The sequence below is a fragment of the Bradyrhizobium sp. 153 genome, from assembly GCF_023073835.1.
Classification (GTDB): Bacteria; Pseudomonadota; Alphaproteobacteria; order Rhizobiales; family Xanthobacteraceae; genus Bradyrhizobium.
Window position 1 is genome coordinate 67,305 of sequence record NZ_JADPKH010000127.1, and the last position, 26,001, is coordinate 93,305.

The window sequence follows — 26,001 nt, forward strand, 5'->3', positions numbered from 1 at the left end:
CTCTTGCGCGGCGCACGCGGTTCGGTCAATCGTGGGGAACCGAGGCAGGAGGGACATCATGAGCGCACATGAAAGCATGGAGCATGCCGAGCACGCTGAACACGCGTCCGGCTCGAACAAGAAGATCGCGCTCCTGATCGCGGTTCTGGCGCTGTTCCTGGCGATCTCGGAAACGCTGGGCAAGGGCGCCCAGACCGAATCGATCAGCAAGAACGTCGAGGCTGCCAATCTCTGGGCGTTCTTCCAGGCCAAGAGCATCCGCCGCACCGTGGTGGTGACCGCGGCAGAACAGGGCAAGCTGACGCTGGGCGGCACGACCGACGAGGCCATGAAGGCGACGGTGCAGAAACAGGTCGACGACTGGACCAAGACCGCGCAGCGCTACCGCTCCGAGCCCGAGACCGGCGAGGGCACCGAGCAGCTCGCCGAGAAGGCCAAGCATGCCGAGCACGATCGCGACGAGGCGACCGCGAAGTACCATCACTTCGAGCTGGCCTCGGCCGCCTTCCAGATCGGCATCGTGCTGGCCTCGGCCACCATCATCACCGGCATGTTCGCGCTCGCCTATGTCAGTGGCGTGCTGACGATTGCCGGTCTGATCATGACCGCGCTCGGCCTGTGGTGGCCGCATCTATTGCATTTGCATTGAGGGCGGCGCGTGACGATGGCGCAGCGAATCCGTCGCCACACATTCCGCTGTCATGCCCCGGCTTGCCGCCTTGGCTAAAGCTCCGGCCGGCCGAGTACCCTTGTGGCCCCGGCGTAGCCTTGGCGGAGACGGGACCGGGCCATCCAGTACGCCGCGACGTCTCGGTTCAATCACCGACGTCTCTGGATACTGGATTGCCCGCCTTCGCGGGCAATGACAGTGAGTCTGTGGAGATGGCACCGAATATGAGGCGAGCAGCTATCGCGCTTCGTGCACGCTTTTGCGGAAGCGCTGGATCAGGCGGAGAGTGCGGGAGGACCATCCCTCGCCGTTGCCGGCGATCAGCTCGCGGATGCGCCGCTTGACCGGGTCGACCAGCGCGGCGGCCTTGGCGCGCACCTTCAACACCAGTTCGTAGAGCCGCTCGAACCAGTGCATCTCCAACAGTTTGGGGCGCGTCACGTCGAACACGAAGGCGGTGACGCCGAGGCCGAGCATCTTCGCGAAGACGATGGTGAACACCGCGCTCGTCCAGTATTCGTGCGCGAGCAGCCACAGGCCGACCAGCTTGAGCGGAAACAGCGGGATGATCGGGACCGCAAACACGATCAGCGTCATGGCCGGCGATAGCGCATCGACGCGCTCCGTCAGCCATTGCTTGAAGCGCGCGAGCGGGATCGCCGCGACGACTTTTGCAACGATCGGCTCGAGATGGTCCCACAGCCAGGCTTCGATCAGGAAGACGATCGCAAGCAGGACCCAGACCGGTTGAAGAAGGCGGCGCAGCATGTGTTGTCCCGCCCGATTCGGCTCGGGCCTTGGACTACATATGGATGGCCCGCTTGCCGACCGCAAGCGCGGCTTCCTTGACCGCTTCCGAGCGGGTCGGGTGGGCGTGGCAGGTGCGGGCGAGATCCTCCGCACTGCCACCAAACTCCATGAGAACGCACGCTTCATGGATCATTTCGCCGGCTTCGCGGCCGATAATGTGCACGCCGAGCACGCGATCGGTCTTCGCATCTGCGAGAATCTTCACAAAGCCGTCAGTGGTCTGGTTGACCTTGGAGCGACCGTTGGCGGTAAAGGGAAACTTGCCGACGGTATAGGCGACGCCGGCCTGCTTCAGTTCCTCCTCGGTCTTGCCGACGGAGGATACTTCCGGCGTGGTATACACGACGCCCGGAATGACTTCGTAGTTCACGTGGCCGGCCTGGCCCGCAATGATCTCTGCAACCGCAACGCCTTCATCCTCGGCCTTGTGCGCGAGCATCGGGCCTGCAACCACGTCGCCGATGGCGTACACGCCCCTCAGGCTGGTGGCGAAGTGCGGATCGATCTGGACGCGGCCGCGTGCGTCGAGCGCGACACCGGCTTCCTTCAGGCCGAGCCCGTCAGTGTAGGGCGTGCGGCCGATGCAGACCAGAACGACATCGGCCTCGATGGTCTCGGCGGCACCGCCGGCGGCCGGCTCGATTTTCGCGAGCAATGCCTTGCTGTTGGCTTCGACGCCGGTGACCTTCGAACCCAGCTTGAATGCAAATCCCTGCTTTTCAAGGATCCGCTGGAATTGCCGTGCGACCTCGCCGTCCATGCCGGGCAGAATGCGATCGAGGAATTCGACCACCATGACTTCGGATCCGAGCCGGCGCCACACAGAGCCAAGTTCGAGCCCGATCACGCCCGCACCAATAACCAGCAATCTGCCGGGCACCTTGTCCAGCGACAGCGCGCCGGTCGAGGACACGATGCGCTTCTCGTCGATCTCGATGCCCTTGAGACGCGCGATGTCCGAGCCGGTGGCGATCACGATGTTTTTGGTCTCGACTGTCTGCGACTTGCCGTCGGCGGAGACTTCGACCTTGCCGGTCCCCAAAATCTTGCCGGTGCCCTGGAGCACGTCGATCTTGTTCTTCTTCATCAGGAACTCGACGCCCTTGACGTTGCCGTCGATGCCCTGCTGCTTGAAGTTCATCATCGCCGGCAAATCGAGCTTCGGCGCGGAAACGCTCACGCCCATTTTCGCGAAGGAATGGCCGGCTTCCTCGAACATCTCGGACGCGTGCAGCAGCGCCTTGGAGGGCATGCAGCCGACATTGAGGCAGGTGCCGCCGAGGGTAGCGTTCTTTTCGACCACGGCGACTTTCATGCCGAGCTGGGCTGCACGCACCGCGCAGACATATCCGCCCGGTCCGGTGCCGATGACGACGAGATCGTAGGTAGCCATGAGAGAAAGTCCCGTAGGTTTAGCGTGATGAGCGTGATGAGAATGTGTCAGCGCCCGCCGGACACATCGAGAATGGCGGAGGTGACGTAGGAGGCCTCGTCCGAGATCAGCCAGACGATGGCGTTGGCGATTTCCTCGGCGGTGCCGACGCGCTTCATCGGCACCAGATGGGCCAGGCGATGGGCGCGGTCGGGCTCGCCGCCGGCGGCGTGGATTTCGGTGTCGATCAGGCCGGGGCGGATCGCGGCGACGCGGATGCCTTCGCCTGCGACCTCATAGCCGAGGCCGACGGTGAAGGAATCGACCGCGCCCTTGGACGCGGCGTAATCGACGTAGGTGTTGGGTGCTCCGAGCTTTGCCGCGACGGATGACAGGTTGACGATGACACCGCCCTTGCCGCCGTGCCTGGTCGACATCCGCTTCACCGCCTCGCGCGCGCAGAGAATGGAGCCGGTGACGTTCACGGCCATCACGCGCTGGATGCGTTCGGCCGACATCTCGTCGACGCGCACGCCGCTCTTGCCGACGATGCCGCCATTGTTGACGAGCGCGCCGAGCGTGCCGAACTTGTCGGCTTGCTTGAACAGTTCGAGGATATCGCTTTCCTCCGCGACATCGCATTTCACGGCGATGGCACTGCCGTTACCAGCCTCGATCTGCGCGACCACCTCGTCCGCGGCAATCTTGTTGCTGGCATAGCCGACCACGACGCGGAAGCCGCGCGCGGCCGCCGCAAGCGCGGTCGCCCGCCCGATGCCGCGGCTGCCGCCGGTAATGACAACGACCTTATCCGTCATGCGCGCCTCCATGGTTCGACACGCGCCGCCGCGAATGGCGACGGCGCTCGCAGAGCAACGGGAATCAGAGATCGAGCACCAGGCGTGCCGGATCTTCCAGGCTCTCCTTGACGCGGACCAGGAAGGTCACGGCTTCCTTGCCGTCGATGACGCGGTGATCGTAGGACAGCGCCAGATACATCATCGGGCGGACCTCGATCTTGCCGCCGACGACCATCGGCCGCTCCTGGATCTTGTGCATGCCCAAAATGCCGGACTGCGGCGCGTTCAGGATCGGGGTCGACATCAGCGAGCCGTAGATGCCGCCATTGGTGATGGTGAAGGTGCCGCCCTGCATCTCGTCGATCTTGAGCTGGCCGTCGCGGGCACGGCGGCCGAAATCGGCGATGCTCTTCTCGATGTCGGAGATCGACTTGTGGTCGCAGTCGCGCACCACGGGCACGACGAGACCCTTGTCGGTGCCGACGGCGACGCCGACGTGGTAGTAGTTCTTGTAGATCAGGTCGGTGCCGTCGATCTCGGCGTTGACGGCGGGAATGTCCTTCAGCGCCTGCACGACGGCCTTAGTGAAGAAGCCCATGAAGCCGAGCTTGGCGCCATGCTTCTTCTCGAACGCATCCTTGTAATGGGCACGCAGCGCCATGACGTTGGTCATGTCGACCTCGTTGAAGGTCGTGAGCATGGCGGCGGTGTTTTGCACGTCCTTGAGGCGGCGCGCGATGGTCTGGCGCAGGCGGGTCATCTTGACGCGCTCTTCGCGGGCGGCGTCATCGGCCGGCGACGGCGCGCGCACCTGCACGGCGGCGGCGGGTTGGTTGACCGGGGTCGGCGCGGACGCCGCACGCTCGATCGCGGCGAGCATGTCGCCCTTGGTGACGCGGCCGTCCTTGCCGGAGCCCGGAACGGTCGAGGCATCGATGCCGGTCTCGGCCGACAGCTTGCGCACCGAGGGGGCGAGCGGCGCATCGGCCGGCGGCGCTTTCGCGGCCGAGGCTGCTGCAGGAGCGGCGGCAGCGGCCGCAGGAGCAGCAGCGGCGGGCTTCGCGGCAGCAGCGGCCAGCTTTGCAGCACCTGCGCCTTCCGTGATCTGACCGAGCAGCGCACCGACTGCAACGGTCGCGCCATCGGCGGCGATGATCTCGCTCAGCGTGCCGGCGGAGGGCGCCGGGACCTCGATGGTGACCTTGTCGGTCTCGAGCTCCACCAAGGGCTCGTCCACGGCGACGGGGTCGCCGGCCTTCTTGAACCAGCGGCCGATGGTGGCCTCGGTGACGGATTCGCCGAGCGTCGGCACACGAATTTCAGTCATGGTCTTTTCCTTAAGGAGATCGCCAATGCGGTCATAAGTGCGGATGTCATCGCCTGCGAAAAGCAAGCCAGCCAGCAAACCGGGCGTGCGTATGCTGCACGGACGACACGGCGTACTGGATGCCCCACCCCAGTACGCAGTCGCGCACGAGGCGGGGCATGACACAGTTCAAAAAGTTCAGCTCAGTGCTTCGTCCAGGAACGCCTTCAGCTGCGCCTGATGCTTGGACATCAGACCCGTGGCGGTCGCGGCCGAGGCGGCACGACCGACATAACGCGGACGCCGGCTCGCGCCGTTCACCTGGTTCAGCACCCATTCCAGATAGGGCTCGATGAAGTGCCAGGCTCCCATGTTGCGGGGCTCTTCCTGGCACCAGATCACTTCGGCCTTCTTGAAGCGAGACAGCTCGGCCACCAGCGCCTTCAGCGGCACCGGATAGAGCTGCTCGACGCGCATCAGATAGATGTCGTCGATTCCGCGTTTCTCGCGCTCCTCATAGAGGTCGTAATAGACCTTGCCGGAGCAGAGCACGATGCGGCGGATCTTGTCGTCAGGGACGAGCTTGATCGCCTCGTTCGGCAGCATCTGGGCGTCATCATAGAGGATGCGGTGGAAAGTCGTGCCCTTCGCCAGCTCCTCGAGACGCGACACCGCCCGCTTGTGGCGCAGCAGCGATTTCGGCGTCATCATGATCAGCGGCTTGCGGATCTCGCGGTGGAGCTGACGCCGCAGCACGTGGAAGTAGTTCGCCGGCGTGGTCGGATAGACCACCTGCATGTTGTCTTCGGCGCACATCTGCAAATAACGCTCGAGACGTGCCGAGGAGTGCTCCGGTCCCTGGCCCTCATAGCCATGCGGCAAGAGGCAGACGAGACCGGACATGCGCAGCCATTTGCGCTCGCCCGAGGAGATGAACTGGTCGAACACGACCTGCGCGCCGTTGGCGAAGTCGCCGAACTGGGCTTCCCACAGCGTCAGCGTGTTCGGCTCCGCGAGCGAATAGCCGTATTCGAAGCCGAGCACGGCCTCTTCAGACAGCAGCGAGTTGATGACCTCGTAATGGCCCTGCTCGGTGCCCAGATGGTTGAACGGCGTGTAGCGGCTCTCGTCTTCCTGGTCGATCAGGACGGAGTGACGCTGCGAGAACGTGCCGCGCTCGGAATCCTGTCCGGACAGGCGGACGTGATGGTGTTCGTGAAGCAGCGTGCAGAACGCCAGCGCCTCGCCGGTCGCCCAGTCGATGCCGACGCCGTTCTCGATCGCCCTGGCGCGATTTTCCAGAAAACGCTGAATGGTGCGGTGGACCCGGAAGCCGTCCGGCACCTTGGTGATCTTCCGGCCGATGTCTTTGAGGATTGGCAGGTCGACGCCGGTGACGCCGCGGCGCGCATCCTCTTCCTGGTCGGCGATCTTGAAGCCCGCCCATTTGCCGTCGAGCCAGTCGGCCTTGTTCGGCTTGTAGGACGTGCCGGCCTCGAACTCGGCATCGAGCCGGGCGCGCCAGTCGGCCTTGGCCTTGTCGACCTCGCCCTCGGTGATCACGCCTTCGCTGATCAGACGCCGCGAGTAGAGCTCCAGCGTCGAGGGATGGGCGGCAATCCTCTTGTACATCACCGGCTGGGTGAAGGCCGGCTCGTCGCCCTCGTTATGGCCATGCCTGCGGTAGCAGAACATGTCGATAACGACGGGCTTGTGGAATTTCTGCCGGAACTCGGTAGCAACCTTGGCCGCGAACACGACCGCTTCCGGATCGTCGCCGTTCACGTGGAAGATCGGCGCATCGATCATCTTCGCCACGTCTGACGGGTAGGGCGACGAGCGCGAGTAACGCGGATAGGTGGTGAAGCCGATCTGGTTGTTGACGATGAAGTGCACGGAGCCGCCGGTGCGGTAGCCCTTCAGGTCCGACAGACCGAAGCATTCGGCAACGACACCTTGGCCAGCGAACGCCGCGTCGCCGTGCATCAGCAGCGGCATGACGGAGATGCGCATATCCGGCGGATCGCCGTGCTGGTCCTGCTTGGCGCGGACCTTGCCGAGCACGACGGGATCGACGATCTCGAGATGCGAGGGGTTCGCCGTCAGCGACAGGTGGATGCGGTTGCCGTCGAACTCGCGGTCCGAGGAGGCGCCGAGGTGATACTTGACGTCCCCGGAGCCTTCGACTGCATCGGGATTGGCCGAGCCGCCCTTGAATTCGTGGAACAGTGCACGGTGCGGCTTGCCCATCACCTGGGTCAGCACGTTGAGGCGGCCGCGATGCGGCATGCCCAGCACGATCTCCTTCACGCCGAGATTGCCGCCACGCTTGATGATCTGCTCCAGCGCGGGAATCAGCGATTCACCGCCGTCGAGGCCGAAGCGCTTGGTGCCGGTGAACTTGGTGTCGCAGAATTTCTCGAAGCCTTCGGCTTCGATCAGTTTCATCAGGATGGCGCGGCGACCTTCGCGGGTGAACGAGATCTCCTTGTCCGGCCCCTCGATGCGCTCCTGGATCCAGGCCTTCTGCGCGGCATTGCTGATGTGCATGAACTCGACGCCGAGGGTCTGGCAGTAGGTGCGCTCGCAGATCGCGGTGATCTCGCGCAGCGTGCCGTATTCGAGACCGAGCACGTGATCGAGGAAGATCTTGCGGTCGAAATCGGCTTCGCTGAAGCCGTAGGTGCGCGGGTCGAGCTCTTCGCGATTGCGCGGGGCTTCGATGCCGAGCGGATCGAGCTTGGCATGGAAGTGGCCGCGCATGCGGTAGGAGCGGATCAGCATCAGGGCGCGGACGGAGTCGCGCGTGGCCTGGAGCAGGTCGGCGGAAGATAGGCCGCCCCCCTTGGCCTGCGCCTTGGCGGCGATCTTGTTGCCGACCGATTTCTCGACCTCGGCCCAGTTGCCGTCGAGAGCGGAGGTCAGCTCGTCTTGCGGGGTCAGCGGCCAGTTGGCGCGCTCCCAGGAAGGACCTTCGGCGTTCTTGCTGATGTCGCCGGGCTGGTCATTCAGGCTCTTGAAGAACTCCTGCCACTCGGGGTCGACCGAGGACGGATCCTTCTGGTAGCGGGCGTAGATTTCGTCGATGTAGGTGGCGTTGGTGCCCTGCAAAAAGGATGAGAGGGCAAAGGCTGCGTTCGCGTCCTGGCGAGACATACTGGAGTTCCTGGCGATTTCGGTTCGCGCATAACAAACGGCGCTGGCGCCGAGCTCCCGGCAGAGGCTCGGCGCGACAGGCACCCTTTACCCTATTTGCTGCGAAACTTCGCCCGGAAAAATACGAAGAAGTGAATTACCCCTTCAACTTTTCGGCAAGCGTATGACCAAGGCGTGCGGGCGACGGAGAGACCAGGATTCCGGCCGATTTCATCGCTTCGGTCTTGGAACCGGCGTCGCCCTTGCCGCCCGAGATGATCGCGCCGGCGTGGCCCATCCGGCGGCCGGGAGGTGCGGTGACACCGGCAATGAAGCCGACCATCGGCTTGTTGCGGCCGCGCTTGGCCTCGTCCTTGAGGAACTGGGCGGCGTCCTCCTCGGCGGAACCGCCGATCTCGCCGATCATGATGATCGACTCGGTCTTGGGATCGGCGAGCAGCATTTCCAGCACGTCGATGAACTCGGTTCCCTTAACCGGGTCGCCGCCGATGCCGACGGCAGTGGTCTGGCCGAGGCCCTCCTGGGAGGTCTGGAACACGGCTTCATAGGTCAAAGTGCCGGAGCGGGAGACGATGCCGACGCTGCCGGTCTTGAAGATGTTGGCCGGCATGATGCCGATCTTGCACTCGCCCGCGGTCATGACGCCCGGGCAGTTCGGCCCGATCAGGCGCGACTTGGAACCGATCAGCGAGCGCTTCACCCGCACCATGTCGACGACCGGAATGCCTTCGGTGATGCAGACGATCAGCGGAATCTCGGCATCGATGGCTTCGCAGATCGCGTCCGCCGCGCCCGGCGGGGGCACGTAGATCACCGACGCATCGGCGCCGGTCTTCTCACGCGCCTCGCGCACGGTATCGAACACCGGCAGGCCCAGATGCGTCGCGCCGCCTTTACCCGGCGAGGTGCCGCCGACCATCTTGGTGCCATAGGCAATCGCGGCCTCGGAATGGAAGGTGCCGTTCTTGCCGGTAAAGCCCTGGCAGATGACCTTGGTGTTCTTGTCGATCAGGATGGACATGAGGTCTGCTTTCGCGAACTAACGAGTGAGAGGTCAGTGGATGCGGCGGTAGACGCCGGTGAGCACGTCGGCCCAGCCTTCCGCGTCCGGCGAGAACTGGATCTTCAACGAATAGGAATTGTCGTCGATGATCTCGTAGACGTGGCGCGCATTGCCGCGGAGCGAGCCGCGCACCAGCGTCAGGGTCTTGCCGACCCAGCCGCCGGAGGCGGGCGAGGGCGGCGTGTAGCCGAGCGAGTCGTACCAGAACAATTTGTAGGTCCGATCGTCGCGGTCGTAGGTGAAGATGCCGTGAGTGGCGAAGACCTGCTTGCCGTCGCGCATCTGGACCGAGTCCTGGATCAGATAGAACCCGTTGAGCTCCAACCGCGCGACGACGTGAGAGGTGGCCGGTCCGCCCTCCGTCCAGCGCGACGGGAAGACCATCTCTTCACCATCCCATTCGCCGGCAAACGCGGCGAGGCGCGCGTGCTCGGGGAGCGGAGATGATGCGGCGAGATGGTCCTGGGCCATGACCTTAGCCTCCCTTGACGGCCTTCACGATCTTCTGCGCGGCGTCGTCGAGATTGTCGGCCGGCACCACATTCAGGCCGGATTCACGGATGATCTTCTTGCCGAGCTCGACATTGGTGCCTTCGAGGCGCACCACCAGCGGCACGCTGAGACCGACCTCGCGGACGGCGGCTGTGACGCCCTCGGCGATCACGTCGCACTTCATGATGCCGCCGAAGATGTTGACCAGAATGCCCTTCACGTTGGGGTCCGCGGTGATGATCTTGAAGGCGGCCGCGACCTTCTCCTTGCTGGCGCTGCCGCCGACGTCGAGGAAGTTGGCCGGCGACATGCCGTAGAGCTTGATGATGTCCATCGTCGCCATGGCGAGACCGGCGCCGTTGACCATGCAGCCGATGTTGCCGTCGAGGGTGACGTAGTTCAGGTCGTATTTCGACGCCTCGATTTCCTTGGCATCTTCCTCGGTCTCGTCGCGCAGGGCGAGCACCTCGGGATGACGGAACAGCGCGTTGTCGTCGAACGAGACCTTGGCGTCGAGCACGCGGAGCTGGCCCTGCTTGGTCACGACCAGCGGGTTGATCTCCAGCATCGACATGTCCTTGGCGACGAAGGCGGCGTAGAGCTGCGCGGTGAGCTTTTCGGCCTGCTTGGCGAGATCGCCTGATAGCTTCAGCGCCTTCGCCACCGTGCGGCCGTGATGGCCCATGACGCCGGTCGCGGGATCGACCGAGAAGGTGACGATCTTCTCAGGGCTGTTGTGCGCGACCTCCTCGATGTTGACGCCGCCCTCGGTCGACACCACGAAGGAGACGCGCGAGGTCTCGCGATCGACCAGGATCGAGAGGTAGAATTCCTTGTCGATGTCGGAGCCGTCCTCGATGTAGAGGCGGTTGACCTGCTTGCCGGCGGGACCGGTTTGCACGGTCACCAGCGTCGCGCCCAGCATCTGCTTGGCGAATTCGGAGACCTCGGCGGCCGACTTGGCGATGCGGACGCCGCCCTTGTCGCCGGCGCTGGCTTCCTTGAATTTGCCTTTACCGCGGCCGCCGGCATGGATCTGGCTCTTCACGACCCAGACCGGACCCGGCAGCGCCTTGGCGGCGGCTTCCGCGTCGGCCGGCTTGAGGACGGGCACGCCCTTGGAAATTGGCACGCCGAACTCATTCAGCAGCGCTTTGGCCTGGTACTCATGAATATTCATATGGTCGCTCCCTGAACCCGCGGGCGGTGACCTCAAGGGCCCACCTCAGTCTTGTGGCTGGCATACCATATACCACAGGAACTGCAACCCGGATTCTTTGACTTCGAGATCTCTGGACTGCCGAACCGGAAAGCCCGGCACGATGCGCGGGCCCCGGAAACGGAACCGCCGAAGACCGGTTTTCGGACTTCGGCGGGAATTGCTGGCGCTTAGCGGCCGAGAAGATCGGGGGCGATCTTCTTGCAGGCGGCGACGAGGCCCTGCACCGCGCCGACCGACTTGTCGAAGGCCTCGCGGTCCTTGCCGGCGAGTTCGATCTCGACCACACGCTCGACGCCCTTGGAGCCGATCACGACGGGCACGCCGACATACATATCCTTCACGCTGTACTCGCCGTTCAGGTAGGCGGCGCAGGGCAGCACACGCTTCTTGTCCTTCAGATAGCTCTCGGCCATGGCGATCGCGGACGCCGCCGGGGCGTAGAAGGCCGAGCCGGTCTTGAGCAGATTGACGATCTCGGCGCCGCCGTTGCGGGTGCGGTCGACGATCTCGTCGAGACGCGCCTGCGAGGTCCAGCCCATCTTGACGAGGTCGGGCAGCGGGATGCCGGCGACGGTGGAGTACTTCACCAGCGGCACCATGGTGTCGCCATGGCCGCCGAGCACGAAGGCGGTGACGTCCTCGACGGAGACGTTGAACTCATCGGCCAGGAAGTAGCGGAAGCGTGCCGAATCCAGCACGCCGGCCATGCCGACGACCTTCTTGTGCGGCAAGCCCGAGGCCTTCTGCAGTGCCCAGACCATCGCGTCGAGCGGGTTGGTGATGCAGATGACGAAGGCGTCGGGGGCGTACTTCTTGATGCCGGCGCCGACCTGCTCCATGACCTTGAGGTTGATGGAGAGGAGGTCGTCGCGGCTCATGCCGGGCTTGCGCGGCACGCCGGCGGTGACGATGCAGACCTTTGCGTTGTCGAGCGCCTCGTAGGAGTTCGCACCGGCATAATGCGCGTCAAAACCGTCGACCGGGGAGGACTGCGCAATGTCGAGCGCCTTGCCCTGCGGCACACCCTCGGCGATGTCGAACATCACGACGTCGCCCAGTTCTTTCAGGCCGATGAGGTGAGCCAGCGTTCCGCCGATCTGACCGGAGCCAATCAAAGCAATCTTGTCGCGCGCCATGTGAGCCTGTCCTTTAGACACGTAAGGAGGGAAAACTGAGACGGGTGGTTATCCCTTTCGCCTCCCCCGTTCAAGTCGGTGGATGCCCAATTGTCGAGCTTGCCGCGATTCCGGCCAGCAGCCTCTAAGCCGTCATTCCGGGGCGCCTGCGCCATTGCGCGGGCGAACCCGGAATCTCGAAATTGTAGCGCGAGATTCCGGGTTCGCGCTGGCGCGCGCCCCGGAATGACCGGAGGATAGAAATAGGACTTAAGTCTCTACCAGACCCTTGGTCGAGCCGCTGGCGGTGGAATCTTTGCGGCCGTGAGGCAACGCCAGATAGGATTCCGAGCTCATCTCGATCAGGCGTGACGCGGTCCGGTTGAACTCGTTGGCCTCGTTGCCTTCGGTCGCAAGGTACAGCGCGATCGGGTTGGCATCGGCCGAGGCCATCAGCTTCACCGCATTGTCATAGAGCGTGTCGATCAGCGTGATGAAGCGCTTGGCGGCGTTGCGCTGAGAGACGTCCATCACTGGAATATGGTCGACCAGGATGGTGTGATAGTCCTGCGCGAGCCTGAGGTAGTCCGATGCCCCAAGCGGCTTCTCGCAGAGATCGGCGAACGAGAATCGCGCGATGCCATGGGCCGAGCATGGTACGTGCAGGATGCGTCCCTTGATTGAGATGTCGCGCGGCTTGCATCTGGCGCCGCCGCTCATCTTCGACCAGGCGCGGTCGAGCGCGGCATCCGCATCGGCATCTGCCGGTGTCAGCCACATCGGCACGCCCTGAAGCTTCTCCAGGCGGAAATCGGTGCGCGCGTCGAGCCGCGCAACGTCCATGTGATCGGTGATCTGCTTGATGAAGGGCAGGAACAGCGACCGGTTCAGGCCGCCCTTGTAGAGATCGTCGGGCGCGACGTTCGAGGTCGCGACCACGACGGTGCCGAGCTCGAACAATTTTGCGAACAGACGGCCGAGGATCATCGCGTCGGCGATGTCGGTGACGTGGAATTCGTCGAAGCAGAGCAGCCAGCTCTCCTCGAAGATCGCACTCGCGGTTAGCGCGATGACGTCGCCGTCGGCGATCTCGCCGCGCGCGATGCTCTGGCGATAATCGTAGATGCGCTCATGCGCCTCCGCCATGAACTCGTGGAAATGCGCGCGGCGCTTGTGCTCGACCGAGGAATGCTGAAAGAACAGGTCCATCAGCATGGTCTTGCCGCGGCCGACCTCGCCATGGATGTAGAGTCCGCGCGGCGCCTCGTCCTTGTCGCTGCTGAACAGGCGGCTGAGCAGACCCTGCTTGCGCGCGGGCTTGTAAGCCGCGAGCCGCTGGTCGAGCGCTGCATAGGCTTCGGCGATTTCGGCCTGCGCGGCATCAGGCTCGATCGCCCCGGAGGCGATCTGGGCTTGATAGGCTTCGCGGAATGAGGAACTGGGGGTCGAGAGCATGGCCCTTTCCGCCAGAGAAGGACGGAAATTGCAAGCCGTGAATTGGTGGACGGGGTATGCGGATTCGTGTCCCGGACGCGCTGGGCCGGGACCCACTGTTTCGTTCATCGCCAAATTTCGTTCAACGCGGAGCGCGGGGCCCCGGCTCTACGGCCGGGGCACAAGAGCGACCTACGCACACAGCTCGTAGGCGTCCTCGACGACATACGGGCCGCCGCCGGTGGAGGCGCGGGATGAGAAGAGAACAAAACGCTCCGCCATGAACGCCTTGCTCGGGAAGTAGCCGCGCAGCGAGAGATAGTCGGCAACGTCGCGATCGGAGGCGTCGTGCAGCCGGGCCAGCGTGACATGCGGGATGAACTTGCGGCCTTCAGGGTCGAGACCGATCCGCTGCATCATCCGTTCGAGCTCGGCCTGCAATTCCATCAGCGGCTTGCTCGGCGCGATCGTCGCAACGACTGCCCGCGGTTTGCGGCCGCCAAAACTCGTGAGGCCCTGCACCTTCACCTCGAACGGCTTGCGGTCGACGCGAAACAGCATCGAGGCGATCTCGTTGGCGGAGACACCGTCGATATCGCCGATGAAGCGCAAGGTGACGTGATAATTTTCGGGATCGATCCAGCGGGCGCCGGGAAGGCCGCCCCTCAAGTTGGAAAGCGACTGGCCGATCTCGGCCGGAATTTCCAGACCCGTGAACAAACGCGGCATCGTTTCGCACTCCCGATGCTTGGGTACAGCCCTCAAGGCAAGGACGGTATCCAAATTAGAGCCGGCGACGAATCACCGGTACCCTGATTCCTATCGCAGTTGTGTGACTCTGCGAAGCTTGGCCAACCTCACCCCGGTAAAACCCTGGGAATTACGGTTAGCATTGCCTGCTTTTCAACGCCGTTGCTCAGCGATCGTGCCAATGAATGCCTCCACCGTAGGCATGATCCTGTCGACGATGATGTCGACGCCGCCCGCGGTCGGATGGATGCCGTCGGCTTGGTTGAGCTTGGCGTCGGCGGCGACGGCGTCGAGAAAGAACGGATAGAGCGGCACGTCGAATTTCTTCGCCAGATCCGGATAAATCGAATTGAAGCGCGCGGCATAATCTGCGCCGTAATTCGGCGGCGCCAGCATGCCGCACAGCATCACCGCGATCTTGCGTCCCTTGAGCCGCTGGATGATGTCGCTGAGCGCGGCGCGCGTCAAATCGGGATCGATGCCCCGCAACGCGTCGTTGGCGCCGAGTTCGACGATGACGCCCTCGGTTCCTTCAGGCACCGACCAGTCCAGCCGATCGCGGCCGCCGGAGGAGGTGTCGCCGGACACCCCGGCATTGACCATGTCGACCGTTATGCCTTTGGCTTGCAAGGCTTTTTGGAGTTTCGTCGGGAATGCCTCCTGGGCCGGCAGGCCGAGACCAGCGCTCAAGGAATCGCCCAGCACGACGAGCTTGATCGGCTTCTGCCCCCCGGCCGAAGCCGTCGTGACGACCGTCATCAAAGCGAGCATCAACACGGCTATGTGCATGAACAATCCGTAACGCCTCTCGACCGCGCCAGCGGAGTTGCCATATGACCGGACCATGGACACTCGCATCGAAACCTCTTCGCTCGCCGGCACCGCGCCGGACACCATCGCCATCTCCAACGTCAATCTCTCATTGGGCACGGGTGCGGCACGCGTTCACATCCTCAAGGATATCAGCCTGCGTGTGGGCCGCAGCGAAACGATCGGCCTGATCGGCCCGTCAGGCTCGGGCAAATCCACGCTGCTGATGGTGATGGCCGGGCTGGAGCGTCCTGATAGCGGAGAGGTGGTGGTCAATGGTACGCCTTTCAATGCCCTCGACGAGGACGCGCTGGCCCGCTTCCGCGGCCGCCAGGTCGGCATCGTCTTCCAATCCTTCCATCTGATCCCGACCATGACGGCGCTGGAGAACGTTGCGGTGCCGCTCGAGCTCGCCGGCAATCCGGACGCCGCCAGGCGTGCGGCGCAGGAGCTGCAATCGGTCGGGCTCGGCGATCGATTGCATCATTATCCGACGCAGCTTTCCGGCGGCGAGCAGCAGCGCGTTGCGCTCGCGCGCGCGCTGGCGCCCGATCCCGCCATCCTCGTCGCCGACGAGCCGACCGGCAATCTGGATGAGGCCACCGGACAGCAGATCGTCGATCTCCTGTTCAGCAAGCATGCCGAGCGCGGCATGACGCTGGTGCTGGTCACGCACGATTCCTCGCTCGCGCACCGCTGCGATCGCGTGATCCGCCTGCGCTCCGGGCGCATCGACACCCAGACTGCGCCGGCATGAGCACGGCTGCCGAACCGTTGGCGAGGCCTAATGGCGTCGCGCTCTCGCTGCGCTACGCATTGCGCGAATTGCGCGGCGGCCTGCGCGGCTTCTACGTCTTCATCGCCTGCATCGCGCTCGGCGTGATGGCGATCGCCGGCGTCGGCTCGGTCTCGGCGAGCCTCTCCGACGGTCTTGCCCGCGAAGGCCGCACCCTGCTCGGCGGCGACGTTTCGTTCGTGCTGTTCCAGCGCGAGGCCAAGCCGGAAGAAGTCGCCTTCCTGCGCTCGCGCGGCACCGTGTCGACCGCCGCGACCTTGCGCGGCATGGCGCGCTCGACGGACGGCAAGCTGGCGCTGGTCGAGATGAAGGCGGTCGACGACAGCTATCCGATGCTCGGCCAGCTGAAACTTGCGCCGCCGCTGCCGATGTCCGAGCTGCTGGCGATGCGCGACGGCGCGTTCGGCGCTGCCGCCGATCCGACGCTGCTGGCGCGGCTGTCGCTCAAGACCGGCGACCGCGTCACCATCGGCTCGGCGACGTTCGAGATCCGCAGCACCGTCGAGGCCGAACCGGACAAGCTCGCCGGCGGCATCGGCTTCGGCCCGCGCTTCCTGATCAGCGAGGCGGGCCTGCACGCCACCGGCCTGATCCAGCCGGGCAGCCTGGTTCGCTGGGTCTACCGGGTGAAGCTGCCTGACGCCGCCAACAACGAACGCGCCACCGAGACTTTCATCACCGATGCGCGCAATGCCGCGCCGCAGGCCGGCTGGGAGATCCGCAGCCGCTCCAACGCCTCGCCGCAGCTCGAGCGCAACATCAATCGTTTCACCCAATTCCTAACGCTGGTCGGGCTCGCCGCGCTGCTGGTCGGCGGCGTCGGGGTTGCCAATGCCGTGAAGAGTCATATCGACCGGAAGCTCGAGGTGATCGCGGCCTTCAAAGCCGTCGGCGCCACGGGCCGCGACGTGTTCGGCATCTATCTCGCGCAGGTGATCCTGCTCGCTGCGATCGGCTCGGCGATCGGCCTTGCGCTCGGCGCCGCGATGCCCTTCGCCATCGTCGGCCTGTTCGGCAAGCTGTTGCCGCTGCCGGTCGTGCCGGCCGTGCATGCCGACGAGCTCGCGTTGTCCTTCATCTATGGCCTGCTCACCGCGCTGGCCTTCGGCCTCTGGCCGCTCGGCCGCGTCCACGACGTGCCCGTGGCCGCGCTGTTCCGCGACACCATCAGCTCCGAATGGCACCGGCCGCGCCTGGGCTACCTCGTGTTCATGGGCGTTGTGATCGTCCTGCTCGTTGCCGTCGTGATCGGTCTCTCATTCGACAAGCGCATCGCCGCGGTGTTCGTGGCGTCCTCCATCGTCGTGTTCGCCCTGCTGCGCGGCATCGCCGCCTTGCTGATGGCCATCGCTCGGCGGCTGCCGCGAACGCAGCTGCCGATGCTGCGGCTCGCCATCGCCAACATCCACCGGCCGGGCGCGCTGACGCCGTCCGTCGTGCTGTCGCTGGGGCTCGGGCTCGCCGTGCTTGTCACCATCACCCAGATCGACGGCAATTTGCGTCGGCAGTTTCTGGCCGCGCTCCCCGATCAGGCGCCATCGTTCTTCTTCATCGACATCCCGAGCGCGCAAGCCGAGCAGTTCGACGGTTATCTGCGCCAGATCGCTCCCGGCGCCAAGGTCGAGGACGTGCCGATGCTGCGCGGCCGCATCGTCGGCGCGCGCGGGTTGCGCGCCGAGGAGCTCAAGCCCTCCACCGATTCCGAATGGGTGCTGCAGAGCGACCGTGGCCTGACCTACACCGGCGAGCTGCCGAAGGGTTCCAAGGTGGTCGAGGGCGAATGGTGGAGCGCCGACTATTCCGGCCCGCCGCTGGTCTCGATGGAAAAGAAGATTGCTGACGGTCTCGGCCTCAAGCTTGGCGACGAGGTCGTGGTCAACGTGCTCGGCCGCGACATCCCGGCTAAAATCGGCAATCTGCGCACCATCGACTGGCAGGGCCTCGGTATCAACTTCGTCCTTGTGTTCTCGCCCAACGCCTTCAAGGGCGCGCCGCATACCCATATCGCAACGTTGACTGAAGCCGACGGCAATGCTGCGGGCGACGGCCAGATCATCAAGCAGGTGGCGGATGCCTATCCGATGGTGACCAGCGTGCGCGTGCGCGAGGTGATGGAGACGGTCGGCTCGGTGGTGACCAACCTGGCGCTGGCGATCCGCGGCGCCAGCGCCGTGACCCTGATCTCGGCGATCCTGGTGCTCGGCGGGGCGCTCGCCGCTGGTCATCGCCACCGGGTCTATGATGCGGTGATCCTGAAGACGCTGGGCGCGACGCGGCTGCGGCTGCTCGGCGCCTATGCACTCGAATACCTCCTGATCGGGCTCGCCACCGCCTTGTTCGGCGTGATCGCCGGCAGCATCGCGGCCTGGATGATCGTGACGCGGCTGATGACGCTGAGTTTCGTCTGGCAGGCCGGCAGCGCGGCCGGCGTGGTCGCGGCCGCGCTCGTCGTCACGGTCGGGCTCGGGCTCGCCGGCACGTTGCTGGCATTGAACAAAAAGCCCGCGACGGTGTTGCGGAATTTGTGACAAAAGGTAGCGGCTGACCGCGCGGGAGCGGAATCGCACGATTCCTGCGGTTAACCACGTCCTCCCGTCAGGATTGTGGCCGAGGGCGACATTCGGCCGCGCGTGGACGGTTGCGGTGAATGTGTTAGTTTCCCACATATCGAGTGGGTTCGGAGCCCCGATTGTGAGCCAGAATTTAGTCGGCTGGCATCGGTATCCGAGATAGAACTGACGAACCGGCGGCATGGCGACCCTCGTGCCGGACCGGACCAACCAACGGGAATTCGACCATGTCGGACCTAGACCGTAACTACGCTTCTCCTTTCGGCAGGGCCGCCGGGCGTGTTGACGCCGCGACGGTCGATGCCGGCCTGCGCGCCTATATGCTGCGCATCTACAATTACATGAGCATTGGCCTGGCCATCACGGGCCTGGCGGCGCTCGGCGTCTACATGGCCGCCGTGACGGATGTCCCGACGCCGGAAGCCGTCCGCGTCGGCAAGCTGTTCCTGACGCCGTTCGGCTACGCGATGTTCGTGAGCCCCCTGAAGTGGCTGTTCATGCTGGCGCCGCTCGCGATGGTGTTCGTGATCTCGGCGGGCATCAACCGTCTGGCACCCTCGACTGCCCAGATCCTGTTCTGGGTTTTCTCGGCGCTGATGGGCATCTCGCTGTCGTCGATCTTCCTGGTGTTCACGCACACCTCGATCGTGCGGGTGTTCTTCATCACCGCAGCCACCTTCGGTGCGCTGAGCCTCTACGGCTACACCACCAAGCGTGACCTGACTGGCATGGGCTCGTTCCTGTTCATGGGCCTGATCGGCATCGTCATCGCGAGCCTGGTCAACCTGTTCCTGGCGAGCTCGATGCTGCAGTTCATCGTGTCGGTGGTCGGCGTGCTGGTGTTTGCGGGCCTCACCGCCTGGGATACCCAGCGGCTGAAGAACGACTACATCTACGGCTACGCCTCGGCCGGCGGTGACATCGCAGAGCGTGCGGCCATCACCGGCGCGCTATCGCTGTACCTGAACTTCATCAACCTGTTCACGCTGCTGTTGCAGCTCCTCGGCCAGCGCGATTAAGCGATAGGCTGAGAGAACGACATCAGCCCCGGCCGAAAGGCCGGGGTTTTTGTTTGGGGCAGATGTCGTCACATACCCGGTGTCGTCGCCCGCCACCGGGTCTCGCCTTTGGCGGGCCCGATGACGGGCTCCGGCGGGCGATCCAGTATCCAGAGACGTTCGTGATAAGCCGAGGAGCCGCGGCGTACTGGATGCCCCGCCCCCGTGCGCAATTGCGCACTAGGCGGGGCATGACAGCGGAGAAGATCGAGGCTGCTGCGCCTGCAATGACGGCTGGGAAGCAGCCCTGCCCTCTTCCAGCGGCCGCGGGAAGGCTCTAATCTTGCCGCCATGTCCGCACCCGAAATCAGGCCCGCGCTCGAGGCCGATCTTCCCGCCATCACCGCCATTTACCAGCAGGCCGTCCGCGAGGGCACCGCGACGTTCGAGTTGGAGCCGCCCGATGTTGCCGAGATGACGCGCCGCTATCGCGCACTGATCGACGGCGGCTATCCCTATTTCGTGGCGATCCTTGATCGTCGCGTCGCCGGCTATGCCTATGCCGGTGCCTACCGGCCGCGGCCGGCCTACCGCTTCACGGTGGAGAATTCGATCTATCTCGATCCCTCGTTCCACCGCCGCGGTGTCGGCTCTCTGCTGCTGGAGCGGCTGATCACCGAATGCGAGGCGCGCGGCTTTCGGCAGATGATCGCGGTGATCGGCGATTCCGCCAATGCCGGCTCGATCGGCGTTCACGCCAAGAGCGGCTTCAAGATGATCGGCACGCATCCCAATGTCGGGCTGAAATTCGGCCGCTGGCTCGATACGGTGATGATGCAGCGCGCCCTCGGCGAGGGTGCAAGCACGGTGCCGGGGAAGTAGGCGCGTTGCGCCCACCCGACGCCGCCTACACCACCGCCAGCTTGCGATCGATCACCAGCAGCACGCGCTCGAGCTCGTGACCGCGGCGCAGGATCAGGCCGGTCGCCGAGATCACGCTGTACATGCCCTGCTTGCGCGCGAGCCGCGGGTCCTTCTCGATGCGATAGATCGGCACTTCCGAGGCGCGGCGATAGACCGAGAACACGGCGCGGTCCTTCAGGAAGTCGATGGCGTAGTCGCGCCACTCGCCGTCGGCGACCATGCGGCCATAGAGATTGAGAATCCGGTGCAGTTCGAGGCGGTTGAACGTCACCCGGTTCGGCAGCGGCGTCGCAGCGGCGGGGCGCGTCGCCGCGCGCTGCTCGCTCGGAGCGGCATCCTCCGACATCAGACTCATGGGAAGCGCCTCCTGATCGCGCGACATGACCCCGCATCCCCGAAGACCGTCCCGGGAACTGCGCTCATGACAATTGCATGATCGCGCCAACCGTACCGCGCCGCAAGGGGCTCCCTTGCTCAACCAATGGAATCGGTTGCGGATCCGAACACACGCAGCGGTGGAACTCTGTCGCGGCAAACCGTCACGGCATCGTTAGCAGGAATCATAGTATCGCCGCTTTTCCGCCTAGCGACTGCCGCCCTGCATTGCGAAAAGACTTACGTGCGTTGACCCGGTCCTTCGGTTCCGGATTCCTCAGCCCCCAGCCCCCCGGGGTCGACAGGATCGGGTCTGTACGCACGGCAAGGAGGGCCAACGCAAGTTGGTCCTTTTTTGTTTGGATCGGGATGTTCCTGGTCCTGCGAACTTGTCTCTGATTCGCACTCTATGATCCGCACAAAAGCTGTCTCTCCTCATCCTGAAGGCCGCGCTCTTGCGCGGCGTCTCGAAGGATGGAGGCCCATTGCATCAGCGGGGGGCCTTTCATGGTTCGAGACGCGCGCAAGGGCGCGCTCCTCACCATGAGGATTGAAAGCAGAGTACGACGCCAAGAAATCAGTGCAGCGACGTGTACGCCGCGCCCAGCATCGGGCCCGGCTTCTCTCGGCTGCCATCCTGGACATAGACCACCGCGCCGTCGACGCCATCGCGCGTGAGATTCTCGATCGGCACCGTCCAGCTTTCCGGACGGCCGGTCCAGTCGCCGACCTTCAGCAGGTTGCGTACGACGTTGTGATAGGTGACCTGCTGTCCGCGATTTTCGCCGCGGGTGATCGTGATGGGCACCGACTTGGCGATCGAGCAGATCCAGACCTCGCCATGCGAGACCGTGGGCTCGTTGCTCCCGGCCACCGAGACGTTGATCTGCTTGCCCGCAAGCGACATCGTCACCGGCACGCTCATCACTCCCGTGCCCTTGTCGGTCTTACCGATTGCATTCTCGATGCCGGTCCGATCGCTGCCGATGACATGGGTCGAGCCATTGACGACGACCTGCGGCGTGTAGACCTCACGGTCGCCGCGCACGCGCGAGTAGGCACGCTGCCGTGCAGAGAAGCGTGAATCCGCCAGCGTGTCCTTCCAGCCGAGATAGTCCCAATAGTCGATCGGCATGCTCAACGCGATGACCGAGGGATCTTTGGACAGATCGCCGATGATCTTGTCGGCGGGCGGACAGGACGAGCAACCCTGCGAGGTAAACAATTCGACAACGGCGCGGGGATCAGCCTCGGCGGGGCGGATGACGGCGACGATCGCACAGATGCCGAGAGCACCCGACCAGAGGGCACTGGACCAACGTGAAACCGGATGAGAAGCCGTCATTGTTGTCATGTCGAACGCCGCACACCATTGCTTGTGAGAGGGAATCTTATCGCCTGATGGTCACCGTAGTCTTACGGGGCGCGGCACATTCGTCCTTCCAGGCAACCGTCCAGGAGGAGGTTTTCCACCGGCCGGGCCCATCCGAAACGTGCCGCAAACGCGCGAAGGCGGCCTTTTGATAGGCCGCCTTCGTTCAGGCTTCTACTCACTTCGCAGTGAGCCATCGTTCACAAATCCGCGCTTAGGCCGCGAGCTTGCGCAGCACGTAGTGCAGAATGCCGCCGTTGCGGTAGTAGTCGAGCTCGTCCAGCGTATCGATGCGGCAAAGCAGCGAAACGCGCTGCAATGAACCGTCGCCGGAGACGATCTCGGCGGTCAGCTTCTGGCGCGGCTTGAGGTCGCCGACGAGGCCGCGCAGCGTGACCTTCTCGTCGCCCTTGAGACCCAGCGACTGCCACGAGGTGCCCTCCTCGAAGGTCAGCGGCAGCACGCCCATGCCGACCAAGTTCGAGCGGTGGATGCGCTCGAAGCTCTGGCAAATCACCGCGCGAACGCCGAGCAGGCGCGTGCCCTTTGCGGCCCAGTCGCGCGAGGAGCCGTTGCCATATTCGGCGCCGGCGAACACCACCAGCGGCACCTTCTCTTCCTGGTACTTCATCGCGGCGTCGTAGATCGACATCTGCTCGCCGTCGGGCCAGTGCTTGGTCAGACCGCCTTCCGGAATGTTGCCGTCGGCGCCCTTCAGCATGAAGTTCTTGATGCGAATGTTGGCGAAGGTGCCGCGCATCATGACTTCGTGGTTGCCGCGGCGCGTGCCGTACTGGTTGAAGTCGGCAGGGCGCACCTGGTGCTCGCTGAGATATTTGCCCGCGGGCGAGGTGAGCTTGATCGAGCCGGCCGGCGAGATGTGGTCGGTGGTGATCTTGTGGCCGAACATGGCGAGGATGCGCGCCTCGACGATGTCGGTGACCGGCTCCGGCTCCTTCTTCATGCCGTCGAAATATGGCGGGTTCTGCACGTAGGTCGAGCTCATGTTCCAGCGATAGGTCTCGCTCTCGACCGTCTTGATCTTGCGCCAGTTGGTGTCGCCCTTGAACACGTCGGCATACTTCTTCTTGAAGATCGACGCGGTCACGAACCTCTTCATGAAGGCGTTGATTTCTTTCGTCGTCGGCCAGATGTCCTTCAGGTACACCGCCTTGCCGTCCTTGCCTTCGCCGAGCGGCTCGGTGGCGAGGTTCTTGGTCACGCTGCCCGCGAGCGCGTAGGCGACGACCAGCGGCGGCGAGGCCAGATAGTTCGCCTGCACGTCCGGCGAGACGCGGCCCTCGAAATTGCGGTTGCCGGAGAGCACGGCGGCCGCGACGATGCCGTTGTCGTTGATCGACTTCGAGATCTCCTCCGGCAGCGGACCGGAATTGCCGATGCAGGTGGTGCAGCCGAAGCCGACCAGGTTGAAGCCGACCTTGTCGAGGTCGGCCTGAAGGCCGGAATTGGCGAGATATTCCGCGACTACCTGGCTGCCCGGGGCAAGCGAGGTCTTCACCCACGGCTTCGCCTTGAGGCCCTTCGCTGCCGCATTGCGTGCGAGCAGGCCGGCCCCGATCAGGACGCTCGGATTCGAGGTGTTGGTGCACGAGGTGATCGCGGCGATCACGACGTCGCCATGGCCGAGATCGAAATTCTTGCCTTCGACGGGGAAGCGCTTCGCAGGCTCCTCGGCCTTCTTGTACTCGCTGCTGAGCGCGAGCGAAAAGCCTTCCGCGACCGTGGGCAGCGCAATGCGGCCTTCGGGGCGCTTCGGGCCGGCCAGCGACGGCACGACGTCGCCGAGGTCGAGCGTCAGCGTTTCCGTGAACAGCGGGTCGGGCGATTTGGCGGTGCGGAAGAGCCCTTGCGCCTTCGCATAGGCCTGCACCAGCGCAACGCGCGCCGAGGCCCGGCCGGAGGTCTTGAGATAGTCGAGCGCGGCGGCGTCGACCGGGAAGAAGCCGCAGGTCGCGCCATACTCAGGGGCCATGTTGGCGATGGTCGCCTTGTCGGCGACGGAGAGATGGTCGAGACCGGGGCCGAAGAACTCGACGAACTTGCCGACGACGCCGAGCTTGCGCAGCATCTGCGTCACGGTCAGCACAAGGTCGGTCGCGGTGACGCCCTCCTTCAGCGCGCCCTTCAGCTTGAAGCCGACGACGTTGGGCAGCAGCATCGACAGCGGCTGGCCGAGCATGCAGGCTTCCGCCTCGATGCCGCCGACGCCCCAGCCGAGCACGGCCAGGCCGTTGACCATGGTGGTGTGGGAATCGGTGCCGACCAGCGAGTCGGGATAAGCGACCTCGAAGGTGCCGGTCTTCTTGCCGACCGTCATCTTTTCCTTCTTGGTCCAGACCGTCTGGGCCAGATATTCCAGATTGACCTGGTGGCAGATGCCGGTGCCGGGCGGCACGACGGAGAAGTTCGAGAACGCCTTCTGGCCCCACTTCAGGAACTCATAGCGCTCCTGATTCTGCTTGTATTCCTCGGTGACGTTCTTGCCGAAAGCCTTGTTGTCGCCGAAGAAGTTCACGATCACGGAATGGTCGATGACGAGATCGACGGGGACCAGCGGATTGATCTTCTCCGGCTCGCCGCCGAGCTTCTGCATCGCGTTGCGCATCGCGGCGAGGTCGACCACCGCGGGCACGCCGGTGAAGTCCTGCATCAGGACGCGCGCCGGGCGGAATGCGATCTCATGCTCCAGCGACTTCTTGCGCAGCCATTTCGAGACGGCGACGATGTCTTCTTTCTTGACCGAGCGGCCGTCCTCGTTGCGCAGCAGGTTCTCGAGCAGGACCTTCATCGAATAGGGAAGTTTCGAAATTCCCTTCAGACCATTCTTCTCGGCCGTGGGCAGGCTGTAATAGACATAGGTCTTGGCGCCGACCTTGAGGGTCTTTTTGCATTTGAAGCTGTCGAGCGAGGTCATGTAGGAATCCCAATTGCTAGTTATACCCGGCAGGGTATTTTAACACCGTCAGCGTATCAGGCTGGGCCGCTTGCAGGGGCAGGTTGAGTTGCTGCATCAAGTAGTTCCGGGCTTATAGAAGCTTTCTAACCGCGCCGCCACAGCCACAATCGTGCCGCAGCAATTCGCGAGCCAAAAATTCCCATGCGCTACCCCAAGATTTCCTGAGGCCCGGCTTTGAGCGGGTTGAAACGAAGCGAGATGCGGCTTTCCGGCAGCGGACTCAGATGCGTGCGGGGCGGACGCGAGGTGTTCGCCAGCCTCGATTTTGCGGCCGCCTCGGGCGAAGCCCTGGCGGTCGTCGGCCGCAACGGATCGGGCAAGACTTCGCTGCTGCGGCTGATCGCCGGCCTGCTCATTCCGGCCGGCGGGACGATCGCGCTGGACGGGGGCGATGGCGAGCTGACGCTGCCGGAGCAGTGCCATTATCTCGGCGATCGCGATGCACTGAAGCCGGCGCTGAGTGTGACGGAAAATCTGGCATTCTGGGCTGATTTTCTCGGCGGCGAGCGCTGCGATGCCGCCGAGAGCCTCACCAAGGTCGGCCTCGACCACGCCACCCACCTGCCGGCCGCCTTCCTCTCCGCGGGCCAGCGCCGCCGGTTGTCATTGGCCCGGCTGCTGACGGTGCGCCGCCCGGTCTGGCTGCTGGACGAGCCGACCACGGCGCTGGATGCCGGCGGTCAGAACATGTTTTCCGGATTGATGCGAGAGCACTTGGCAAGCGGCGGCCTCATCATCGCCGCCACCCACGCCCCGCTGGGGATCGACTCGCGCGAGCTGCGGATCGGGGGTATGGCGTGATCGGACCCGACCCTCAGCTTTCCGAGCGGCTGGGCACGGCTCTCTCCATTCCCTCCCCCCTTGTGGGGGAGGGTCCGGGAGGGGGGTGCCACACGGCGCGGCCTTTCGGTTCTAGCGTTGAAGTGGCGAGCGCTCTGTTGCCCGCAGTTCGCTTCCGACGAGCATCCCGCCCGGGGCTACCCCCCTCC

The 26,001-nt window shown here is 64.4% G+C and carries 21 protein-coding genes; 6 read left to right on the forward strand and 15 right to left on the reverse strand.

The genetic code is table 11. From position 1 onward, the window contains the following. The first annotated feature begins 58 nt into the window (after positions 1-58). Positions 59-649, forward strand: a complete 591-nt coding sequence (locus IVA91_RS29990) for a DUF4337 domain-containing protein (RefSeq protein ID WP_247281236.1) — start codon at positions 59-61, stop codon at positions 647-649. A gap of 258 nt (positions 650-907) precedes the next feature. Here the strand turns inward: IVA91_RS29990 and IVA91_RS29995 are convergent, their stop codons facing one another. The 12 genes from IVA91_RS29995 to IVA91_RS30050 form a co-directional block, all read right to left on the reverse strand. Further along, entirely contained in the window at positions 908-1,438 is a 531-nt protein-coding gene (locus tag IVA91_RS29995) for a hypothetical protein (protein ID WP_247281237.1), read from the reverse strand. Positions 1,439-1,472: 34 nt separating this feature from the next. Further along, the gene (lpdA, locus tag IVA91_RS30000) at positions 1,473-2,873 is read right to left on the reverse strand and encodes a dihydrolipoyl dehydrogenase (protein ID WP_247281238.1); all 1,401 of its coding nucleotides are present in this window, start codon (positions 2,871-2,873) and stop codon (positions 1,473-1,475) included. Between the two features lie 47 nt (positions 2,874-2,920). Continuing rightward, positions 2,921-3,670, reverse strand: a complete 750-nt coding sequence (locus IVA91_RS30005; protein WP_247281239.1) for an SDR family oxidoreductase — start codon at positions 3,668-3,670, stop codon at positions 2,921-2,923. A 64-nt stretch (positions 3,671-3,734) separates the two neighbouring features. Beyond that, positions 3,735-4,979, reverse strand: coding sequence for a 2-oxoglutarate dehydrogenase complex dihydrolipoyllysine-residue succinyltransferase (gene odhB, locus IVA91_RS30010; protein WP_247459919.1), 1,245 nt, complete (start codon positions 4,977-4,979; stop codon positions 3,735-3,737). Positions 4,980-5,156: 177 nt separating this feature from the next. Continuing rightward, entirely contained in the window at positions 5,157-8,114 is a 2,958-nt protein-coding gene (locus IVA91_RS30015) for a 2-oxoglutarate dehydrogenase E1 component (RefSeq protein WP_247281241.1), read from the reverse strand. A gap of 136 nt (positions 8,115-8,250) precedes the next feature. Continuing rightward, positions 8,251-9,135 carry a succinate--CoA ligase subunit alpha gene (sucD, locus tag IVA91_RS30020; protein WP_247281242.1) on the reverse strand — a complete coding sequence of 295 codons (885 nt, stop codon included), beginning with the start codon at positions 9,133-9,135 and terminating at the stop codon, positions 8,251-8,253. A 33-nt stretch (positions 9,136-9,168) separates the two neighbouring features. Next, the gene (locus tag IVA91_RS30025; RefSeq protein ID WP_247281243.1) at positions 9,169-9,648 is read right to left on the reverse strand and encodes a DUF1579 family protein; all 480 of its coding nucleotides are present in this window, start codon (positions 9,646-9,648) and stop codon (positions 9,169-9,171) included. Between the two features lie 4 nt (positions 9,649-9,652). Continuing rightward, entirely contained in the window at positions 9,653-10,849 is a 1,197-nt protein-coding gene (sucC, locus tag IVA91_RS30030) for an ADP-forming succinate--CoA ligase subunit beta (RefSeq protein ID WP_247281244.1), read from the reverse strand. 209 nt (positions 10,850-11,058) lie between these two features. Then, positions 11,059-12,027, reverse strand: a complete 969-nt coding sequence (mdh, locus tag IVA91_RS30035) for a malate dehydrogenase (protein ID WP_247281245.1) — start codon at positions 12,025-12,027, stop codon at positions 11,059-11,061. A 249-nt stretch (positions 12,028-12,276) separates the two neighbouring features. After that, positions 12,277-13,461 carry a cell division protein ZapE gene (gene zapE / locus IVA91_RS30040; RefSeq protein WP_247281246.1) on the reverse strand — a complete coding sequence of 395 codons (1,185 nt, stop codon included), beginning with the start codon at positions 13,459-13,461 and terminating at the stop codon, positions 12,277-12,279. Between the two features lie 171 nt (positions 13,462-13,632). Next, on the reverse strand, positions 13,633-14,169 hold the full coding sequence (gene thpR, locus IVA91_RS30045; RefSeq protein ID WP_091893084.1) for an RNA 2',3'-cyclic phosphodiesterase: 537 nt from the start codon (positions 14,167-14,169) through the stop codon (positions 13,633-13,635). A 174-nt stretch (positions 14,170-14,343) separates the two neighbouring features. Beyond that, the gene (locus tag IVA91_RS30050) at positions 14,344-14,979 is read right to left on the reverse strand and encodes an arylesterase (RefSeq protein ID WP_247281247.1); all 636 of its coding nucleotides are present in this window, start codon (positions 14,977-14,979) and stop codon (positions 14,344-14,346) included. Between the two features lie 55 nt (positions 14,980-15,034). Here IVA91_RS30050 and IVA91_RS30055 point away from each other — a divergent pair, with 55 nt between their 5' ends. From IVA91_RS30055 to IVA91_RS30070, 4 genes are all read left to right on the forward strand, one after another. After that, positions 15,035-15,757: an ABC transporter ATP-binding protein gene (locus tag IVA91_RS30055; RefSeq protein ID WP_247281248.1), complete on the forward strand. Its 723-nt coding sequence runs from the start codon at positions 15,035-15,037 to the stop codon at positions 15,755-15,757. Beyond that, positions 15,754-18,324: an FtsX-like permease family protein gene (locus IVA91_RS30060; protein ID WP_247281249.1), complete on the forward strand. Its 2,571-nt coding sequence runs from the start codon at positions 15,754-15,756 to the stop codon at positions 18,322-18,324. Before IVA91_RS30055 ends, IVA91_RS30060 begins: the two co-directional genes overlap by 4 nt. Positions 18,325-18,593: 269 nt before the next feature. After that, positions 18,594-19,385: a Bax inhibitor-1/YccA family protein gene (locus tag IVA91_RS30065; RefSeq protein ID WP_247281250.1), complete on the forward strand. Its 792-nt coding sequence runs from the start codon at positions 18,594-18,596 to the stop codon at positions 19,383-19,385. Positions 19,386-19,715: 330 nt separating this feature from the next. Beyond that, positions 19,716-20,246: a GNAT family N-acetyltransferase gene (locus IVA91_RS30070; protein WP_247281251.1), complete on the forward strand. Its 531-nt coding sequence runs from the start codon at positions 19,716-19,718 to the stop codon at positions 20,244-20,246. A 25-nt stretch (positions 20,247-20,271) separates the two neighbouring features. Here IVA91_RS30070 and IVA91_RS30075 read toward each other — a convergent pair whose 3' ends face one another. From IVA91_RS30075 to acnA, 3 genes are all read right to left on the reverse strand, one after another. Beyond that, on the reverse strand, positions 20,272-20,643 hold the full coding sequence (locus tag IVA91_RS30075) for a DUF2794 domain-containing protein (RefSeq protein ID WP_247281252.1): 372 nt from the start codon (positions 20,641-20,643) through the stop codon (positions 20,272-20,274). A 597-nt stretch (positions 20,644-21,240) separates the two neighbouring features. Beyond that, positions 21,241-22,017 (reverse strand): DUF1223 domain-containing protein, encoded by a 777-nt coding sequence (locus IVA91_RS30080; protein ID WP_247281253.1) that lies wholly within the window; start codon positions 22,015-22,017, stop codon positions 21,241-21,243. Positions 22,018-22,249: 232 nt separating this feature from the next. Continuing rightward, positions 22,250-24,970 (reverse strand): aconitate hydratase AcnA, encoded by a 2,721-nt coding sequence (acnA, locus tag IVA91_RS30085; protein WP_247281254.1) that lies wholly within the window; start codon positions 24,968-24,970, stop codon positions 22,250-22,252. Positions 24,971-25,210: 240 nt separating this feature from the next. Between acnA and ccmA the strand changes: the two genes are divergently transcribed. Then, positions 25,211-25,813: a heme ABC exporter ATP-binding protein CcmA gene (ccmA, locus tag IVA91_RS30090; protein WP_247281255.1), complete on the forward strand. Its 603-nt coding sequence runs from the start codon at positions 25,211-25,213 to the stop codon at positions 25,811-25,813. Positions 25,814-26,001 lie beyond the last annotated feature (188 nt).

Excerpts from the sequence above, each read along its gene's own strand:
- IVA91_RS29990 (WP_247281236.1), top strand. The coding sequence starts at position 59 with ATGAGCGCACATGAAAGCATGGAGCATGCCGAGCACGCTGAACACGCG.
- IVA91_RS29995 (WP_247281237.1), bottom strand. The coding sequence starts at position 1,438 with ATGCTGCGCCGCCTTCTTCAACCGGTCTGGGTCCTGCTTGCGATCGTC.
- lpdA (WP_247281238.1), bottom strand. The coding sequence starts at position 2,873 with ATGGCTACCTACGATCTCGTCGTCATCGGCACCGGACCGGGCGGATAT.
- IVA91_RS30005 (WP_247281239.1), bottom strand. The coding sequence starts at position 3,670 with ATGACGGATAAGGTCGTTGTCATTACCGGCGGCAGCCGCGGCATCGGG.
- odhB (WP_247459919.1), bottom strand. The coding sequence starts at position 4,979 with ATGACTGAAATTCGTGTGCCGACGCTCGGCGAATCCGTCACCGAGGCC.
- IVA91_RS30015 (WP_247281241.1), bottom strand. The coding sequence starts at position 8,114 with ATGTCTCGCCAGGACGCGAACGCAGCCTTTGCCCTCTCATCCTTTTTG.
- sucD (WP_247281242.1), bottom strand. The coding sequence starts at position 9,135 with ATGTCCATCCTGATCGACAAGAACACCAAGGTCATCTGCCAGGGCTTT.
- IVA91_RS30025 (WP_247281243.1), bottom strand. The coding sequence starts at position 9,648 with ATGGCCCAGGACCATCTCGCCGCATCATCTCCGCTCCCCGAGCACGCG.
- sucC (WP_247281244.1), bottom strand. The coding sequence starts at position 10,849 with ATGAATATTCATGAGTACCAGGCCAAAGCGCTGCTGAATGAGTTCGGC.
- mdh (WP_247281245.1), bottom strand. The coding sequence starts at position 12,027 with ATGGCGCGCGACAAGATTGCTTTGATTGGCTCCGGTCAGATCGGCGGA.
- zapE (WP_247281246.1), bottom strand. The coding sequence starts at position 13,461 with ATGCTCTCGACCCCCAGTTCCTCATTCCGCGAAGCCTATCAAGCCCAG.
- thpR (WP_091893084.1), bottom strand. The coding sequence starts at position 14,169 with ATGCCGCGTTTGTTCACGGGTCTGGAAATTCCGGCCGAGATCGGCCAG.
- IVA91_RS30050 (WP_247281247.1), bottom strand. The coding sequence starts at position 14,979 with ATGCACATAGCCGTGTTGATGCTCGCTTTGATGACGGTCGTCACGACG.
- IVA91_RS30055 (WP_247281248.1), top strand. The coding sequence starts at position 15,035 with ATGGACACTCGCATCGAAACCTCTTCGCTCGCCGGCACCGCGCCGGAC.
- IVA91_RS30060 (WP_247281249.1), top strand. The coding sequence starts at position 15,754 with ATGAGCACGGCTGCCGAACCGTTGGCGAGGCCTAATGGCGTCGCGCTC.
- IVA91_RS30065 (WP_247281250.1), top strand. The coding sequence starts at position 18,594 with ATGTCGGACCTAGACCGTAACTACGCTTCTCCTTTCGGCAGGGCCGCC.
- IVA91_RS30070 (WP_247281251.1), top strand. The coding sequence starts at position 19,716 with ATGTCCGCACCCGAAATCAGGCCCGCGCTCGAGGCCGATCTTCCCGCC.
- IVA91_RS30075 (WP_247281252.1), bottom strand. The coding sequence starts at position 20,643 with ATGAGTCTGATGTCGGAGGATGCCGCTCCGAGCGAGCAGCGCGCGGCG.
- IVA91_RS30080 (WP_247281253.1), bottom strand. The coding sequence starts at position 22,017 with ATGACAACAATGACGGCTTCTCATCCGGTTTCACGTTGGTCCAGTGCC.
- acnA (WP_247281254.1), bottom strand. The coding sequence starts at position 24,970 with ATGACCTCGCTCGACAGCTTCAAATGCAAAAAGACCCTCAAGGTCGGC.
- ccmA (WP_247281255.1), top strand. The coding sequence starts at position 25,211 with ATGCGGCTTTCCGGCAGCGGACTCAGATGCGTGCGGGGCGGACGCGAG.